14 protein-coding genes are annotated in these 18090 nt (G+C 63.1%); 7 read left to right on the forward strand and 7 right to left on the reverse strand.

The window, feature by feature from the left end; all coding sequences use genetic code 11:
* Positions 1–4 precede the first annotated feature (4 nt).
* Entirely contained in the window at positions 5–1750 is a 1746-nt protein-coding gene (gene polX / locus OO015_RS02175) for a DNA polymerase/3'-5' exonuclease PolX (RefSeq protein WP_265939332.1), read from the forward strand.
* A 59-nt stretch (positions 1751–1809) separates the two neighbouring features.
* On the opposite strand, the gene OO015_RS02180 is transcribed toward polX, so the two are convergent.
* The 3 genes from OO015_RS02180 to mgtE are packed head-to-tail and all read right to left on the reverse strand — an operon-like array spanning position 1810 to position 5578.
* Positions 1810–3024 (reverse strand): MFS transporter, encoded by a 1215-nt coding sequence (locus OO015_RS02180; RefSeq protein ID WP_265939334.1) that lies wholly within the window; start codon positions 3022–3024, stop codon positions 1810–1812.
* A 15-nt stretch (positions 3025–3039) separates the two neighbouring features.
* Positions 3040–3987, reverse strand: coding sequence for an MBL fold metallo-hydrolase (locus OO015_RS02185; protein ID WP_265939336.1), 948 nt, complete (start codon positions 3985–3987; stop codon positions 3040–3042).
* A gap of 40 nt (positions 3988–4027) precedes the next feature.
* A complete protein-coding gene (gene mgtE, locus OO015_RS02190; RefSeq protein WP_265939338.1) occupies positions 4028–5578 on the reverse strand; it encodes a magnesium transporter in 1551 nt (516 codons plus the stop codon).
* Positions 5579–6104: 526 nt separating this feature from the next.
* On the opposite strand from mgtE, the gene OO015_RS02195 reads away from it, so the two are divergent.
* The 5 genes from OO015_RS02195 (at position 6105) to OO015_RS02215 (ending at position 14298) form a co-directional block, all read left to right on the forward strand.
* Positions 6105–7385 (forward strand): NAD(P)/FAD-dependent oxidoreductase, encoded by a 1281-nt coding sequence (locus tag OO015_RS02195; RefSeq protein WP_265939340.1) that lies wholly within the window; start codon positions 6105–6107, stop codon positions 7383–7385.
* A gap of 159 nt (positions 7386–7544) precedes the next feature.
* Complete coding sequence (locus OO015_RS02200; protein WP_265939342.1) at positions 7545–10346, forward strand: 2-oxoglutarate dehydrogenase E1 component; 2802 nt, start codon at positions 7545–7547, stop codon at positions 10344–10346.
* Between the two features lie 21 nt (positions 10347–10367).
* Positions 10368–11678, forward strand: a complete 1311-nt coding sequence (gene odhB, locus OO015_RS02205) for a 2-oxoglutarate dehydrogenase complex dihydrolipoyllysine-residue succinyltransferase (RefSeq protein WP_265939344.1) — start codon at positions 10368–10370, stop codon at positions 11676–11678.
* A gap of 4 nt (positions 11679–11682) precedes the next feature.
* Positions 11683–12531, forward strand: a complete 849-nt coding sequence (locus OO015_RS02210; protein ID WP_265939346.1) for an alpha/beta fold hydrolase — start codon at positions 11683–11685, stop codon at positions 12529–12531.
* A 141-nt stretch (positions 12532–12672) separates the two neighbouring features.
* Complete coding sequence (locus tag OO015_RS02215) at positions 12673–14298, forward strand: thiamine pyrophosphate-dependent enzyme (RefSeq protein WP_265939348.1); 1626 nt, start codon at positions 12673–12675, stop codon at positions 14296–14298.
* A gap of 73 nt (positions 14299–14371) precedes the next feature.
* Here the strand turns inward: OO015_RS02215 and OO015_RS02220 are convergent, their stop codons facing one another.
* From OO015_RS02220 to OO015_RS02235, 4 genes are read right to left on the reverse strand one after another with little or no spacing between them, the layout of a single operon-like run.
* Entirely contained in the window at positions 14372–16060 is a 1689-nt protein-coding gene (locus OO015_RS02220) for a cbb3-type cytochrome c oxidase subunit I (RefSeq protein WP_265939350.1), read from the reverse strand.
* Positions 16057–16524: a cytochrome c oxidase subunit II gene (locus tag OO015_RS02225; RefSeq protein WP_265939352.1), complete on the reverse strand. Its 468-nt coding sequence runs from the start codon at positions 16522–16524 to the stop codon at positions 16057–16059. Before OO015_RS02225 ends, OO015_RS02220 begins: the two co-directional genes overlap by 4 nt.
* A 4-nt stretch (positions 16525–16528) precedes the next feature.
* The gene (locus tag OO015_RS02230) at positions 16529–16663 is read right to left on the reverse strand and encodes a cytochrome c oxidase subunit 2A (protein WP_265939354.1); all 135 of its coding nucleotides are present in this window, start codon (positions 16661–16663) and stop codon (positions 16529–16531) included.
* Positions 16629–16934, reverse strand: a complete 306-nt coding sequence (locus tag OO015_RS02235) for a hypothetical protein (RefSeq protein WP_265939356.1) — start codon at positions 16932–16934, stop codon at positions 16629–16631. Before OO015_RS02235 ends, OO015_RS02230 begins: the two co-directional genes overlap by 35 nt.
* A 182-nt stretch (positions 16935–17116) precedes the next feature.
* Here OO015_RS02235 and OO015_RS02240 point away from each other — a divergent pair, with 182 nt between their 5' ends.
* Entirely contained in the window at positions 17117–18088 is a 972-nt protein-coding gene (locus OO015_RS02240; RefSeq protein WP_265939357.1) for an ATP-binding cassette domain-containing protein, read from the forward strand.
* The last annotated feature ends 2 nt before the right edge of the window (positions 18089–18090 follow it).

Here is an 18090-nt window from a genome sequence, read left to right on the forward strand (position 1 = left end):
CACCATGCGGAGAAACGAGGAAGTCGCAGTCCTACTCGAACATATCGCAGAACTCTTGATGCTGAAGAACGAAAATCCGTACAAGATCCGCGCTTACACGATTGCCGCTCAGAATATCCGCGACCTGGACGCCGACATCGAAGAGTTCGCCCGCCAGGGTAGGCTGGACGAGATTCCCGGTGTCGGTAAGGCGATCGCGGCGAAGATCGAGGAGTACCTGCGTACCGGAAAACTCGAATATTACGAGGAGCTGAAGCGAGAAGTGCCGGTTCAAGCCGTCAACCTCCTCGAAGTCCCTGGCATCGGCCCCGCTCGCGCGCACGTCTTGTACGAAAAGCTCGGCATTACGACCATCCAGCAGTTGTTGGAGGCAGCCCAGAATCATAAATTGTGCAAGTTACCCGGTTTCGGCGAAAAACTCGAGGAGCGGATCGCGCGCGAGGCAGCCCGCTTGATGCAGCGGACCAAGCGTCTCCTCCTCGGTGTCGCCCTGCCAGTCGCGGAAACCGTCGTCTCCTTGTTGCGTGACGAGCCAGCAGTGCGGGCGATCGCTCCTGCCGGCAGCCTGCGACGGATGAAGGAGACGATCGGCGATATCGATATTCTCGTCGCGTCCGATCGCCCCGAGGAGGTCGTTCAAGCATTCACGCATTTGCCGATCGTGAAGGAAGTCCTCGCCGTCGGCCCGACCCGGCCATCGATTCTCACCCGCGAAGACCTGCAAGTCGACCTGCGGGTCGTTCATCCCGACGAGTACGGATCGGCGCTCCTCTACTTCACTGGATCGAAGGAACACAACATCGCACTCCGTTCCATGGTCCAGGAGCGTGGTTGGAAGCTTTCCGAGTACGGGCTCTTCGACGAGACCGGTAAGCGACTGGCTAGCCGCACGGAAGAGGAGATTTACACGACTCTCGGCATGGACTGGATCCCTCCTGAACTCCGCGAGAACCGCGGTGAGATCCAGGCCGCGCTCGAGCACCGGCTGCCCAAACTGGTGGAACTGTCGGAGATACGGGGCGATCTCCACGCCCATACCGACTGGAGCGACGGGCACGATTCCCTCGAGCGCATGGTCCAGGCAGCGATCACCCGCGGGTACGAGTACATCGTCATCTCCGACCATTCGCCCTCGCTCACCGTCGCCAGAGGGCTGACGCCCGAGCGCCTGCGCGAGCAACGGCAACGTATCGACGAGCTCAACGAGCGCTACGCGCCGTTCCGGATTCTTCAGGGAGCCGAAGTCAACATCCACCCTGACGGCTCGCTCGACTATCCTGACGAGGTGCTCGCCGAGCTCGACGTGGTGATCGTCTCGGTCCACAGCGCCTTCGACTTACCCGAGGAACGCATGACCGAGCGAGTCATCCGTGCTCTGGCGAACCCGCACGTCGATCTGCTCGGCCATCCGACCGGGCGACTCCTCAACTCTCGCCTGCCGTATGCCCTCGACCTCGATGCTGTGCTCGAGGCAGCTGCTGAATTCGGGGTCGCGATCGAAGTCAACGGGCAGCCCGATCGCCTGGATCTGCCCGATATTTGGGTGCAACGCGCCATCCAGCGCGGTGTGCTCATCGCCTGCACCAGTGACGCCCACTCGGCACGACAGTTGGAGAATATGCGCTGGTCGGTCGCGACCGCGCGTCGCGGCTGGGCGGAGACACGGCACGTGCTCAATACGCGCTCGCTGTCCGATTTGCTCGAGTGGCTCGGGCGACATCGCGCCGCACGACGAAGGAACCAGGACTAGCGGCGCGACCAAACGACTACCGACTCGTTCACTGTCAAAGCGCTCGCACGGTGCTCGACTTAGACAGTCGTCCAGCTCCGGTACGTCCGATGTGCTCGCACCACTCCGAGACCGAAAAAGAACAGCAGGGAGGCCGCCTGGATGGCGACGATCGCGAGTGCTGTCTCGCTCGGCCCGACGCGCTCGTACAGGATCCCCAGCAGCACGCCCCCGGCGAGCCAGGCTGCACCGAAGATGGTGTTGAAGATACCGTAGGCGAATCCCCGGACGTCGCGTGGAGAAAGATCGCCGACTGCCGCACGCATCGTCGTCTCGATCAATCCCATCGCAATACCCCAGGCGATGAGACCGAGGACCACCAGCGACACATGTGTCTGCAACGCAGCAACACCAGCGAGCGCTGTGAACACCGGCACCGCCGCAAGCGTGACCAATCCGAAGCGGTCGTAGCCCCACCCGGCGAACAGCGCAACGACGCCGTCGATACCCATCGCCAGCGCGTAGAGCAACGGAATGGTCGCAGCGGGAACCAGATGCTGCGTCTCGAAGTGGTACGAGAGCAACGCGAACGGGGCGAAGCCGAGCGTCGTCACAGCCGTAAAGGCTGCATAGCGCCAAAACGCAGCTGACAACCGGCTGCTCCCTCCGACGGGCACAGGTACTGGATGGTGCGTTTCCAGGGTCTCCGGTTCGGGTTCACCACGCCAGGCGACGAGCAGCACGAGCACGGTCGCCAAGGTCGGCAGGCTCAACAAGGCGAATCCGACGCGATATCCAGTAGTGCCATCCCAGGCGAGTGCCAGGGCGAAGAGCGCCGGACCGATCAGTGCGCCGAGCTGGTCGAGCGCCTCGTGAAGACCGAACCCTTTGCCTCGCCCGACCTGACTCGCCGCATGCGAGAGGATGGCATCGCGTGATGGTGTGCGCAGCGCCTTCCCGAGTCGCTCCAGGACGATCAAGAACGCTGCAAGTTCCCAGCGATGCACGAGAGCCAATAACGGCAAGGCACCGATCGCCGCATACCCGACGAAGGTCAAAAGCCAGTACGAGCGAAGACGATCGGCGACGTAGCCGGCCACCGTCCGGAGTGCGTATCCAACGAACTCACCGAGCCCAGCGACGAGCCCCACAGCCGTGGCACTCGCACCAAGGAGAGCCAGATACGGGCCGGTGACGCCCCGCACGCCTTCGTAGGTGACATCACCGAGCAGGCTGACCATACCGAGAAGGACGATCAGACGATAGGCCCGTTGGCGAAGTGCCTGCTCGACCATCCTCATCCCCCGATGCTATATGCCGCTCGCGAACGGGCGGTGCGAGCGGAAGTATCGGGCGTATCCATCGACCGTCATGCGGTAACTGCCCGATGCCCACTGGTACGCTGGGAGCGATGCTGCACCGCCAGCGAGCTGACCCAGTTCGGCCTCGGTCAGCTCCCGCAACCGTTCGGCGATCGCCTCCGGTTCTTGCCCCAGTTCGAGCTGTGCGCTGATCCAACCTCCCCAGAGGAACAAGCGTGCCAGCAGATCGTCGAAGTGCCATTCAGGATCGTCGACGGCCCCGAAATGGCCGAGATACAGTCGCGTTGGCCGAAGCTGGCGCAACCGCTCGATACTCCGCCGCCACTGACCGAGATCGATATCAGGCGGTGGCGTCGGCGGGAAGACGAAGCGCTGGCCGCCGATGCGGATGCCCGCGACGTCACCAGCGAAGAGCGAACCGCTCGCCGTATCGAGGTAGGCATGATGATGCGAGGCGTGGCCGGGAGTCGCCAAGGCCCGAAGACAGCGACCACCGCCGAGCTCGATCGTCTCGTTGTCCTCCACGATGACGACCCGGTCGCTGGGACACGGACGAACTTCCCCCCACAACTGCTCCATGCGGTCGCCGTAGATCCGGGCAGCGCTCGCCCACAGCCGACTGGGATCGACCAGATGAGGTGCCCCGACCGGATGCACGAAGACACGGGCGTTCGAACACCGCTCGAGCACGTGTCCAGCAGCGCCCGCGTGATCGAGATGGATATGCGTCAGCACGAGATTCCGCACCTCCGCCTCGCCGATGCCGAGCTCGCTCAGCGCAGCGAGCAAGGTCGGCAGCGTCGTCTGCGGCCCCGTATCCACCACTGTCGCACCCTCGCGCCCGACGAACACATAGGACGCGATGACGTGGGGAACGTGCTGAAACGCCAAATCGATCGCATACCAACCTGGCTCAACCTCATGCACCTGCACCATCGTCACCCTCCTGCCTGAGCGCCAGCATGCGACGGCTCGCTCAACTGTGCAAGCCGAGAATGAAGCGTGCGACATTGAAGTAGATGACCAAGCCCGTGCCGTCGACGAGCGTCGCGATAAATGGGGAGGAGACTACGGCGGGATCGATGCCCAGCCTCTTGAGCGCGAGCGGCAAGAGCGTCGCGACCGTCACCGCCCAGAGCACGATACAGAAGAGTGCCGTGCCGACTGTCAGGGAAATAGCCGGATCGACACCCAGAATCTCAGCGCGGAGGAACCCCGCGATACCCATGGTGAGGCCAGCCAGAAGCCCAGCGATGAACTCCTTCGGAAAGATACGGAAGAAATCACGCAGCGAAATCCCCTCCACCGCCATGGCTCGTACCAGCGTGGTGACGACTTGCGAACCGGCGTTCCCACCGGTACCGATCAGGAGCGGGACGAAGAAAGCCAACGCGATCGCTTCTTCCAGCTCTTGCTCGAAGTGGCGGAGCACCGTTCCAGTGTACATCTCAGCGACGAAGAGCAGGAGAAGCCAACCGGCCCGGCGGCGCCAGAGATACGTCGGCGTCGCCCGTGTGTATGGCACTTCCAACGGCTGCGAACCACCGAGTCGCTCGATATCCTCGGTGACTTCCCGCTCGAGGATGTCCGCGACATCGTCGACGGTGATGATGCCGAGAAGCCGGTCCTGCTCGTCGACGACCGGAATCGCAAGGAGCCCTTCCTCGACGAGGAGCCGCGCAGCTTCCTCCTGGTCCGCGGTCGCCCGCACTTTGACGATATCGCGCTCCATGATCTCGCCGATGGTGCGATACGGAGGGCTCAAGACCAGATCTCGCATCGAGACCACGCCGAGCAGGTGATTGTCCTCGTCGACGACGTACGCGTAGTAGATCGTTTCCACCTCCTCAGCGACCTTGCGCAGCGCCGCGATCGCCTGATCGACCCGCACGTCAGGCAGCAACGCAACGTAGGCTGGTGTCATCCGTCCGCCGGCCGTATCCGGCGGATAGCTGAGAAGCTCCTGAAGCTCCTTCGCTTCGAGTGGCTCCATCTCTACGAGTATTTGCCGTGCCTCAGTGGGATCCAGCTGGGCGAACACGTCCGCTGCATCGTCGGGAGCCATCGCCTCGAGGACATCAGCGGCTTCCGCCGAGCTCAGTCGCTCCAGTATGTCGGCAGCATCCTGCGGATCGAGTTCAGCTAGAAATTCGCCGAAGGTCTCGTCACCCAGTAGCTCGGCGAACGCAGCCAGTTCCGCAGGCTGCAGAGCTCGGAGCAAGCCGACGAGCCGACGGTGCTCGAACAACCGCCAGAGCACTTCTTCAAGCACGTCTCGCGCGGCATGGCCGAGCCGGAGCAATACCGCTGCTGCAGGTGGAGGCCCGAGTTTCGTGAGAAGATCCGTGAACTCTTCCACGCCGAGAACCTCGACGAGTGCGACGAGCTTGGCAGGATCGAGTTCCTCGAGGATCGCTGGGAGCCACCCCTGATCGAACAGGTCCCAGAGCACTGCACGGAGCGCTTCCCGATCCTTGCGCTGGAGGGCTTCCTCGAGCATGCTCCGTACGTTCATTTCCGTCGTCATGCGGCCCCCTTCCCAGCCTCGAGCCGAGGCAGTGCTCCCGATTGCGACGCGTCCACGGCTCGCCAGCGATCTGCCCAGCGACGCATTCAGCGACCGGAGCACGATCAGGTATCCGGACCCGGTCAAGCGGGATATCCCGACGCACCAGCGCCCCCGGTACTACGGTTGGCCGCTCCCGACCGCCCCGGAGGGCCGCTGGCGGGACCTACGGGGTCAGGCGGGGGGCACGCGAGCCATCCACACTCGGATCTGAGGCGTCCACCGCTTCGTCAGTCCTTTCATCGATGCGGCACGACGGCTCCTGGGCAGTCGCCATCGCCTCGCCCAGTCTACGCCGCTCCGCCAGCGAAGGGCAATCGATGAAAGGCGGTTGGAGAACCGAGGCGCTGTTGCGATCGCAGCCCTTGTGTGCGCAAGCGTGCCCCTGAGCCCCGGAGGGTCGGTGATGCCACAATCAGACTGTCCGCCAGGGATCACCCTGGTGAGTGACGCTCCAGCGAGTGTTGGTCCGGGAAGGACGCGAACGGTGCCTGCTGAACTCGGATCCTTCGACGCCATCATCGTTGGATCGCGTATCGCCGGTTGCATCACTGCCGCCGGCTTGGCCAAGCACGGCTGGCGAGTGTTGGTCGTCGACCGTGTGGCGTTCCCTCGCTCGACGCTTTCCACGCATCTCTTCTTCTCCGACACGCTTCTTGCTCTGCATGCGTTCGGCCTCCATGTTCCCGTTCTGGCGATCCCGGCACCGCGGATCCGCTGGCTCCGCTTTCCCTACGCCGAAGCACCGTTCCCGAATCACGGCGGATACGATTTCGCACTGTGCATCAGGCGGGAGATTCTCGACACCGTTCTAGTCGAGCAACTGGGTACCAGAACGGAAATAACGTTTTTGACCCGCGCTCGCGCTCGCGATCTTCTCTGGGCCGACGGGCGAGTGCGCGGCGTCGTCGTCGAGTACGCTGGCCGGGAGTGGCGCGCACAGGCACCGTTGGTGGTGGGCGCTGATGGGCGGGATTCCACGATCGCGCGCCTCGTCGGTGCGCGTTCCTACGATCGCGTTCCGCCGCTTTTCGCCTGGTATTACACGTACTACGAAGGACTGGCCGTCGACCCCGAACCGGCAGCGCTTGCGTTCCGCGGCACGTATCCAGAGATCGGTGCCGAGTATGCCGCGGCCTTCCTCTTCCCTGCTGACCACGGATTGACGCTCGTCGGGTACGGTGTCGAACACCGCGCCTTCCGAGCGTTCCGCACGGAGGTCTACCGACATTTTGAGCAAGGTCTCGCGAAGATTCCAGCAGCATGGGAGCGTGTCTGTAGCGGGCGCCGTGTCGCGCCGATTCGTGGGACAGGTCAGCTGCCCAATTTCTTCCGAACTGCGCATGGACCAGGCTGGGTACTGGTCGGTGATGCGGGATGCCACAAGGATCCCCACACCGTTCAGGGAATGGGCGACGCCGCGCGCAGCGCCAGGATGCTCGTCGAAGAACTAGCGACGACCGACCCAGCGACGAGTGCGCTGGATCAGGCACTCGCGCGCTACGCGACACGCCGCGATCACGATCTGCAGCCGATGTACGACTTTACCACGTTTCGCCTGCGCCAGCGCATTCCAGAGGCAATCTGGGAACGCTTCGAGGCACGATCACGTGAGGACCCGGAACTCGCCGCGCTCCGCATCGCCGCGATGGTTCACGCCATCGATCCGCGTGCAGTGTATTCGGAGGAGCAGCTTACCCAACTCGCTACAGGGAAACCGATCGACCCTCCGGGGCGCTCGACCTCAGCCCAGAACGAACGCTTATAGTTCGTCCAAGAAAACCGAACACCGTGCTGTCTCCACGCCACGATTAGGGGTATCATTGGTATGCGACATCCGCCGGCAGGTGGTGTGTGCTGTTCGGAATCTAGGCGCAGGCACCACCCCGCAGAGTCGGTGTCAGCACGCACGAGGTGGGTTGGTGTGATGCAGGATGTGCGAGACGCGTTGGAGCGCCTGACCGGGCTCAATGTCGGCTATGTCATCGCATTGTATGAGGAGTTCCGGCGAGACCCTTCGGCCGTCGATCCGAGTTGGCGAGCGTTCTTCGAGCAGTGGGGACCTCGCCTCGCCGAACTCGAAGCGCCGACGCCGGCCGCCGTCGTAACCGGGCCGGCGTTCGATTTTTCGAAGGTGGCGGCGACCGTGCAGCTGGCGCAACGGATTCGCCACCGCGGGCACCGTGCCGCCCGGCTCGATCCGCTCGGCAGCTCTCCGCCCGGGGATCCGGCGCTCGATCCCGCCTATCACGGGTTGACCGAAGACGACCTTGCCCAACTGCCCGCGGCTCTGGTCGGAGGGCCAGTGGCGCAGGACGCTCCGAATGCACTCGTCGCTATCGACCGTCTCCGCCAAATCTATTGCGGCACCATCGGGTTCGATTACGGGCATATTCAGGAGCGTGCCGAACGGGAGTGGCTCGAGGACGCGATCGAGTCCGGGCGCTATCGCGTCCAGCTCGACGCTGAGGGGAAGCGCGCCCTTTTGGAGCGTCTGACTGCGGTCGAGGTCTTCGAGCGCTACCTCCATCGTGCCTTCGTCGGGCAAAAGCGCTTCTCGATCGAAGGTACCGACATGCTGGTGCCGATCCTCGACGAGGTGCTTCGCCAGGTGGCCGCCGCTGGCATCCCGAAGGTCGCCATGGGTATGGCCCATCGCGGCCGGTTGAACGTCCTGGCACACGTTCTGGGGAAGCCGTACGAACAGATCCTCGCGGAGTTCATGGGACTCGACCACCGGGAGTCGGTCGCGCAGACGGAAGGTGGCACGCTCGGCTACACCGGCGACGTCAAGTACCATATGGGCGGCGTCCGTGCCACGGGCGAACTCCAAGTCATCCTCGCCAACAATCCCAGCCATCTCGAGTTCGTCGACCCGGTCGTTGAGGGAATGGCCCGCGCCCTGCAGGAACGCCGCGATCAGCCTGGCTTCCCGACGCAGGACGTCGATGCCTGCCTTCCGATTCTGATCCACGGGGATGCGGCCTTCACCGGCGAGGGGATTGTTGCTGAGACGCTCAACATGAGCGGCATTCCCGGATACTCGACCGGTGGAACGATCCACATCATCGTCAACAATCAGCTCGGCTACACGACCGAACCACAAGAAGGCCGTTCGACGCTGTACGCGTCGGATCCAGCGCGCGGCTTCGAAATTCCTGTCTTCCACGTCAACGCTGACGATCCCGAGGCTTGCTTGACGGCAGCTCGTCTCGCGTTCGCGTATCGGCAACGCTTCCACAAGGACGTTCTGATCGATCTCATCGGTTATCGCCGGTGGGGGCACAACGAGGCGGACGAACCGACCTTCACGCAGCCGGTTCTGTACCGGGTTATCAGCCAGCATCCCACCGTGCGCGAGCTCTGGGCCAAGCGCCTCCTCGCTGAGGGGATCGTGACCGAGGAAGAAGCGAACGCGCTCGAACGACGCTACTTCTCGTTACTCCAAGAGATCCGGCAGAAGCTACAGAGCGAAGCGAAGCCCACGCTCCTCACCAATGGTTCCTCGAACGGGGATCGACGCACGCCGAGTGTCACGACGAGCGTCCCCCTCGATCGACTCAAGGAGCTCAATCGGCAGGCACATTCCCTACCCGAAGGCTTCCACCTCAACCCGAAGATGCATCGCCAGCTGCAGCGGCGCCTCGAGGCCGTGGAGCGCGAGGAACAGGTCGACTGGGCACACGCCGAACTCCTCGCCTTCGCCTCCCTGCTCGCCGAGGGGGTACCGATCCGGCTGGCGGGTCAGGATACGATTCGTGGCACCTTCAGTCAGCGCCACGTCGCGTTCTACGACTTCGAGACCGGAGAACGCGTCATTCCCTTGCAACGGATGCCAGCTGCACGAGCGAGCTTCGCGGCGTACAACAGCCCGCTTTCCGAGGCAGCACCACTCGGCTTCGAGTACGGGTACAGCGTTCAGGCTCCCGAAGCGCTGGTGCTGTGGGAAGCGCAATTCGGTGACTTCGCGAACGTCGCCCAGGTGATCATCGACCAGTTCATCGTGAGCGGCTGGGCCAAGTGGCGCCAGCGCTCCGCTCTCGTGCTTCTCCTGCCGCACGGTTACGAGGGGCAGGGACCCGAGCATTCCAGTGCACGCCTCGAACGCTTCCTCCAGCTCGCGGCAGAAGACAACGTGCGGATCGCCAACTGCACCACGGCTGCCCAGTACTTCCACTTGCTCCGTCGGCAAGCTGCCCTCCGAGCGGTCGATCCACGTCCGCTCGTCGTGATGACACCGAAGAGTTTGTTGCGCCACCCACGGGCGATGTCAGCGGTGCGGGAACTCGCCGAAGGCACCTTCCAGCCAGTCCTCGATGACCCGCACGCGGCCGATCGGCGTGAGGAAGTGACACGGCTTATCTTCTGCAGCGGAAAGGTCTACGTCGACCTCGTGACGAGCCCGCAGTTCTCAGAAGCACGCACCGTGGCGATTCTCCGTCTGGAGGAGCTGTATCCGTTCCCGGAACTCGAAATCGCCGCTCTCTTGTCGCGCTACCCCAATGCGCGGGATGTGGTCTGGCTGCAGGAAGAGCCTAAGAACATGGGTGCCTGGACGTTCGTCCAACCGCGTCTCCAGGCGCTGCTCGGCGACCGCACGTTGCGCTACATCGGTCGACCCGAACGAGCGAGTCCGGCCGAAGGTCACGCCGATGCGCACGAACGCGAACAAGCGCGCATCATCGCGGAAGCCTTCGCTGGCGTACCGGAACCGGCTGTGCCGGCCTGATGCGGAAGCAGAGGGAGTAGGATGGCAGTCGAAGTCCGTGTCCCGCAGATGGGGGAATCGATCGTCGAAGCCGTGATCGGTGCCTGGCGCAAGCGCGAGGGCGAGCCAGTCGCGGTCGGTGACGTCCTGGTCGAGCTCGAGACCGAGAAAGTCAATGTCGAAATCACTGCGGAACACGCCGGTGTGCTCGAGCGCATCCTGAAGCGCGAGGGCGAGACGGTCACGGTCGGCGAAGTGATCGCGCTCATCGCGGAGTCAGCCGAAGTACCCGCTCCACCCGCTGAAGCCGCTGTCGGGGCAGGAGCACCAGCAGCACCATCGTCGCAAGCAGCCGCGCCACCGCCTGCGCCCGGAGCTGCAGCTGTGCGCGCGACTCCTGCCGTGCGCCGGTTGGCCGAAGAATATGGGGTCGACCTGAGTCAAGTTCCCGCGAGCGGCGAAGGTGGACGCGTAACCCGCGAAGATGTCCTGCGCTACGTGGCACAGCATCGCGCAGCACCGCAACCGGCTGATGGCGCAGCGACGGCAGTCGCCCCCACACCGCCGTCCGTCGCTCCGTCTCCACCCGTGTCGGCACCGATCGAGACCGCTGCTCCTGTTGCACCGCCGCCGATCGTCACCCCGGTCGCTGGCCGACGCGAGGAACGCATCCGGATGAGCCAGCGTCGGAAAACCATCGCGCGTCGCCTGGTGGAGGCGCAGCACACCGCTGCGATGCTCACCACGTTCAACGAGATCGACATGAGTGCCGTGATCGCGCTGCGCAACCGCTGGCGACAGCAGTTCCGCGAGCGCTATGGTGTCAACCTCGGATTCATGTCGTTCTTCACCAAAGCCGTGGTCGGTGCGCTGAAAGCGTTCCCCTTGCTCAACGCGGAGATTCAGGGCGACGAGATCGTCGTCAAGTACTACTACGATATCGGTATCGCTGTCGCGACTGACGAAGGATTGGTCGTCCCGGTCGTGCGGGACGCCGACCGGAAGTCGTTCGCGGAAATCGAGCGAGAAATCGAAGAGTTGGCCCGCAAAGCTCGCGAGCGACGACTGACGCTCGAAGACTTGAGTGGCGGGACGTTCACCATTACGAACGGGGGCGTTTTCGGTTCGCTCCTCTCCACACCGATCTTGAACCCGCCGCAAGTCGGTATCCTCGGTATGCACAAGATCGAGGACAGGCCGGTCGTCGTCAATGGGGAAATCGTTATCCGGCCGATGATGTATGTTGCGCTGACGTACGACCACCGCATCATCGACGGGCGCGAAGCGGTGCTCTTCCTCGTCCGTGTCAAGGAGTTGATCGAAGATCCCGAGCGATTGTTGCTCGAAGGGTGAGGGTGTGAGCGTCACCGAGCTCTGTTGGGCAACGACACCCAATGGAACGAAACTGGCCTATGAGCGGCGGGTCAGCGCAGAAGGCCCGCCGCTCCTGGCGCTCCACGGAATTCTGGTCGGCACGTCCAACTGGATCCACCAGGTCCTCCGCCTGCCACGATTCCGCTGGCTTCTCCCGCACCTGCGCGGACACGGCATGAGTCCGCCCCCGATGCCGCGACAGACCATTGAGGAAGCAGCGCTCGACGCCGTGAGCGTGCTCGATGCGGAACATGTGCAGACTGCAGTCGTCTTGGGAAACTCGCTCGGAGCGACGATCGCGCTGGCACTGGCACTGATGCGACCGGAGCGCGTGCAGGGACTGGTTCTCGTGGAACCCTCGCTCCCTGCGCTCGCTGGCGAGGACGAGCGGGAGCGCCTGCGTGCATCGGCAGATCTCGTTCGTGCGCTGCTCGCCGCTGACCGGATCGACGAGGCGTTAGCCCATTTCCTGGAACCGCGCCTCGGTCCTGACTGGCGCCAGAAGGCTGGACAGCGCCGCCTGGAGGAGTGGCGCCGCAACGTGTTCAGTACACCAGCCTGGATCGAGGCTGTCCTGGCCTTCGATCCCGGACCAGTACCGCTGGCGGCACTCGACCGACCGACCTTGCTCGTCTACGGAGCCGAGACACAAGCCGCCTACCGGCGCACGATTTTCGCCCTCGCTGAACTCCTGCCGAACGCTGAGGTCGTCGAAATTCCCGAGGCCGGACACGGTGCTCCGGTCGATAATCCGGATGCATTCAATGACATCTTGCTCGCCTTTCTGCGTCGCATCGACATCCTCACGGACAGCGCGAACACTTTCCGCTAGAATGGCGCTGAGGCAACGCTGCCTAGACGGTTCCGACCGTTCCCTGCACCGTCCGGCCGGGTTTCCTGCGCAACGGAGCGCTCTCTTGCAGCGAAACGTACAGGGGACGCTCCGCTCGCTTTCGGCGGAAAGGAGACAGAGATGCCGGTTCTGACTGGCGGCCAAGCGCTGGTGGCGCAACTCTTGCAGGAGGGGATCGAAATCGTTTTCGGTCTTCCCGGTGTGCAACTCGATTGGGCGTTCGACGCACTCTACGAGGCTCGCGACCACATCCGCGTGATCCACACACGCCACGAACAGGCAACGAGCTACATGGCTGACGGGTACGCTCGAACCACCGGCAAAATCGGGATGTGTCTGGTCGTCCCCGGTCCTGGTGTACTGAATGCCATGGCAGGTCTCGCGACCGCCTACGCGTGTAACTCGCGCGTCCTCTGTGTCACCGGCCAAATCCCATCCGATCAGATCGGCAAAGGGCGAGGATTCTTGCATGAAATCCCGTACCAGCTCGAAACGCTCCGTTCGGTGACCAAGTGGGTCGCACGGGTGACGACACCGGAAGACGTTCCAGGGCGCGTACACGAGGCGTTCGAACAACTCTTCAGCGGACGGCCACGTCCCGTCGCGCTGGAAATCCCCCCAGACGTGCTCCAGAAGGCTGCCGAGGTCGAACTCGTCGCACCGATACGCCCGGAGCCACCCGAACCGGATCCGGAACTCATCGAACAAGCGGCTCAGCTCTTGGGGAAAGCCGAGCGTCCACTCATCTTCGCCGGGGGCGGTGTACTCGTCGCCGAAGCGTGGAACGAGCTGCGGGAGCTCGCTGAACAACTCGAGGCACCGGTCGTCCTCACGATGGACGGCAAAGGTGCACTCGACGACCGACACGATCTCGCGCAGAACATCATCGCCGCTCGAGAACTCACTCCGCAATCGGATGTCATTTTGGTCGTCGGGACGCGCTTCCTCCAGCCAGCGATGTCCGACTGGGGACCGCACGATCAGGCCGTCATTCAGATGGACATCGACCCGGAGGAGATCGGCCGGAACTACCCTCCGACGATCGGGATCGTTGCCGACGCCAAACGAGGACTCACCGCCTTGCTGGAGCGACTCCCCCTCTATAACCAGCAGCGAGCGTCACGGCGCAGCGAACTCCGAGCCTTGAAGGAGCGGGTCGCCGATCTCCTCTGGGAAGTCCAGCCGCAAGCGTCGTTCGCAATGGCGCTCCGCCAAGCGCTTCCCGAGGACAGCATCGTGGTCAGCGAGAGCACGCAGGTCGGCTACTGGACGTGGAACGCTTTCCCCGTCTACCAGCCCCGCACGTTTCTGACGTCCGGCTACCAGGGGACGCTGGGTTTCGGTTTCGCGACAGCGCTCGGAGCCAAGGCCGGGAATCCCGGTCGTGCCGTGCTTTCGATCAATGGAGACGGCGGTTTTCTCTACAATCTTCCGGAACTGGCGACGATGGTGCAGCACCGCCTCGATGTCATCACTGTCGTCTTCAACGACAACGCCTATGGGAACGTCCGCCGCATTCAGAAGGAACGGTTCGGTGGCCGGTTCATCGCATCGGACCTCTATAACCCAGACTTCGTCGCGCTCGCGCGGAGTTTCGGAATCGAGGGCGCTCGCGTCCATACGCCCGAGCAACTCCGCGATATTGTGGCCGATGCGGTCGCGGATCCGCGACCGATTCTCATCGAAGTGCCGGTCGGGGAAATGCCGAGCATCTGGGGAATCGTGAACGCCGGTCGCCGCTACTGACCGCTCGCCTGGAGCAGAGAGCGAAGGTCGGGGTGGCGGAACTCATCGCCACCCCGCTCCTACCTTGCAGAGCTCAATAGACCTTGATCGGTGGGGACACACTGTTGAGCGGCAAGTAGAGTACGAACAACGGAATGTACGCGATCGCGACCAGAATGACACCGACGAGGAACCAGAAACCGAGACGGTCCCAGAGAGGCGCCGTTTCACGGGCACCGAACCGCATCTCGGCCACCGGGATCTCCATCGGCTGGGCGAGCCGGCGGCCAGCTAACAGTGTCCAGAGGATAACGATGAAGTAGAGCGCCCCGCTGATCACCATCAGGGTACCACCGATGGCGGTCAACCAGTTGTCGAGACCGGCGCTGATGAGGTCGCGGTACGGTGCCTCTCCGATCGACGAGCGACGCGGCTCGCCGAGGAGTCCAGCCGCGATCTGCCCACGCGCGAAGAGGAGGACACCGACGAACCACAACCACGCCTGAGCGAGCGCCAGGCGACGCCCCATGAGCTCACGGCCGCTCAGGTACGGGATCAGCCAGTAGGTGATCCCGATGAAGGAGAGAGCCACCGCTGTCCCCACCGTCATGTGGAAATGGCCAGGGATGAAGGACGTATTGTGTACGACATTGTTGAGGTTATAACTCGCATTGACGATCCCAGTCGCGCCACCGAGGATAAAAACGAGCATCGCGAGCAACTGGGCAGCGACACTCGGATCACCCCAGGGAAGCTTCCAGATCCACCCCAAGAGTCCCCGGCCACCGCGAGCGCGGCCACCGTCCTCCAGTGCCGCCATGACGGTGAAGGCTGTAACGAGGCTCGGATACACTACCGAGAACGTCGTGAACAGGTGGACGACCTTCATCACGGTCGGGATACCGGGATCGACGTACTGGTGATGGAGCCCAGTAGGCACCGAGAAGATCAGCAACAGGATGAAGACGAGGCGAACCAGGCTATCGCTGAAAACACGGCCCCCGACCTGGCGCGGCACGATCAGGTACCAGGAGATATAGGCTGGCATCAGCCAGAAATAGACGATGGCATGGCCGGTGTACCAGAAAAGAATGCGGTTGAACTGGGGATCGGTCGTTTTCAGCCATCCCAGCTGCCAGGGCAGCAAGAAAAAGACGACGAGTACGACGACTCCGAGCGAGGCCAGCGCCCACATGACGTACGTGACGACACCAACGAACCCCAGGAGCGGTGTCCGTTCAGCAGGATGCTCGCGTTGCCAGGCCCGGCGCGTCAAGACGAGGTTCAACGCCGTCAGGAGTGTGGAGACCACCAGCAATGCAGCACCGAGATAGAACAGTGAACTCGCCCGCATCGGCGCGTAGAAGGTGAAGAGAACCGTCGCTTGATTCCGCAGGATGGCATACGCTGCGAGCAGCGTGCCGGCCAGCATCGTCCAGAACGCCCCCTGGACGAGGAACGTGCTCGCGAGCGGCCGCTCGAAGCCGCGGATCGCCATCAGCGAGACGAACGCATTCCCAAAGCCGAAAGTGAACAGAAACGCCAGGAGGACTCCATGGATCGTGAGACCCTGATAATAGCTCTGGAGTAGCAGTCCCTTGTAGATCACGATGCCCACACGATCCAGCGCCTGCATGAGCCCCATCAGGCCACCGACGGCGAGACCGATGAGGGCGAGCGCCAGCTGCCCCTTGATCGGCCACAGCTGCTCAGCAAGGAAGACGCCCTCCCGCGCGACCGCTCCACCACCGGCCACAGCCTGAGGACGCGCTGTCGCGCTCATCGCACCACCACCTTCCCGTACATCTGGTGATGCCCGAAACCACAGTACTCGTGGCAGACCCAAAGGTACTCACCGGGCTGGTCGAATCGGGCCGTCACCTGCGAGATCTGGCCCGGGATGACCATCACATTGGCATTGGTGCCAGTCAACTCGAAACCGTGAATCACGTCCGAACTCGCCAGTGTGAACGTGACCGTCGAGCCGACCGGTACCTCGATTTCGTTCGGCTGGAACTGCCAAGCACGAGCGACGAGCACTGCTTCGTACTTCCCACCGCCCAAGTCACGTAAACCCGGCTGATCGAACGGGGGCGTTGTCGACAGCGCTCGCGGATCGACGCGTCCGGCCGGCGAGGGGACATGGACACCAGCGACCAGCGCACCGATCGCGATACCGACGATGCCGAGCGCGAGCATGAGACCAGCGAGGACCATGAAGATCCGCTCGTACGTCTCGATCCGCATCGATTCACCCCCGCCCGAGCATGTCGAAATACACCGTCAACCAGATCCCGATGATCACGATCAAGATGATCAACGTGAGGAACAACGTTCCGACCGGATGCTGTTCATTCCGCTCGTCGCTCCGCTCCACCGACGACATGCTCCCCACTCCTCTCCGCTTCTTCCCCTGCCACACCACAACCTCGTCCCACCTCGTCTCTCACCTCCCCCAATGCCCCGCTCCGTGCCAGAATCCAGCGCGCCAGGAGCAAGGTGAGCAGAACCCCGGCAATGCCGATTCCGCCACGAAACCAGTCGGATCCCGAAGCGAACCCTCCGACGATCCGATTGAAGCTCGACCAGAACAGCATCGCACTGGCCCCACCCCAAACCAGCAGCACGAGCCAGGCCACAAGCAACGACCAGCGCATCGTCTCCCTCCCGCCTACCGAGTCTAATCGGAAACCGGCGACCCAGATGGCTCGGTGTTGACAGAAAGTGTTACAAATGCATAAAAGTCCGAAGACGGGGCCTATCGCGCATTCGGGCGACGTCCATCCCGCAGCAGTACACTTAGCTGGTGCGACGCGGTCGCAGCTAGAGGGGCGAACGAATGTCTGCGGCCATCGAGGTCCGTGGTCTGGTGAAACGATACGGCGAGATCATCGCTGTCGCTGGCGTAGACTTCACGGTCGAGCGCGGCGAATTCTTCGGTTTTCTCGGACCGAACGGAGCTGGCAAGACGACCACGATCAGCATTCTCTGCACGCTCGTCCGCCCGACCGAGGGCACTGCTCGCGTCGCTGGCTTCGACGTTCGGCATGAATCGGATCGTGTCCGCCAGAAAATCGGAATCATCTTTCAAGATCCCAGTCTGGATACGCAGCTCACCGCTTGGGAAAATTTGGCGCTTCACGCTCGCGTCTATGGCGTACCGGGCGCGCTCTGGCGGTCGAGGGCTGAACAGCTTCTCACCCTCGTTGAACTGTGGGAGCGGCGGCATCACCTGGTTCGAACCTTCTCCGGCGGCATGAAGCGCCGGCTCGAGCTCGTCCGCGGGCTCCTCCATGCCCCGGACGTCTTATTTCTCGACGAACCGACGCTTGGCCTCGATCCGCAAACACGACGTCAGATCTGGTCGTATCTCCTGACCTTACGTCGCGAGACAGGTGTGACCCTCTTTCTCACAACGCACTACCTCGATGAGGCAGAACAATGCGATCGCGTCGCGATCATCGATCACGGCCGGATCATCGCGCTCGACACGCCGGAAGCGCTCAAGGCGCGGGTGGCCAAGGATATCGTCGTCCTCACCACTGCTGATGACCAGCGAGCGGCCGACGAATTGCGTGCACGGTTCGGACTCGAACCGATGCTCGTCGATGGGACGCTGCGTATCGAGGCTGAGCGTGGTGACGAGCTGATCCCGAGACTGATTCGTGAGCTGACCGTACCGATTCAGTCGGCGAGTCTCCGTCGTCCTTCGCTGGACGACGTCTTTCTCGCCCTGACTGGTCGACAGATCCGTGAGGAGGAGGCTTCAGAACTCGATCTGTTCCGCGAGCGTATGCGGGCGCGACGCTGAGA

This window comes from Thermomicrobium sp. 4228-Ro (assembly GCF_026241205.1).
Taxonomy (GTDB): Bacteria; Chloroflexota; Chloroflexia; order Thermomicrobiales; family Thermomicrobiaceae; genus Thermomicrobium.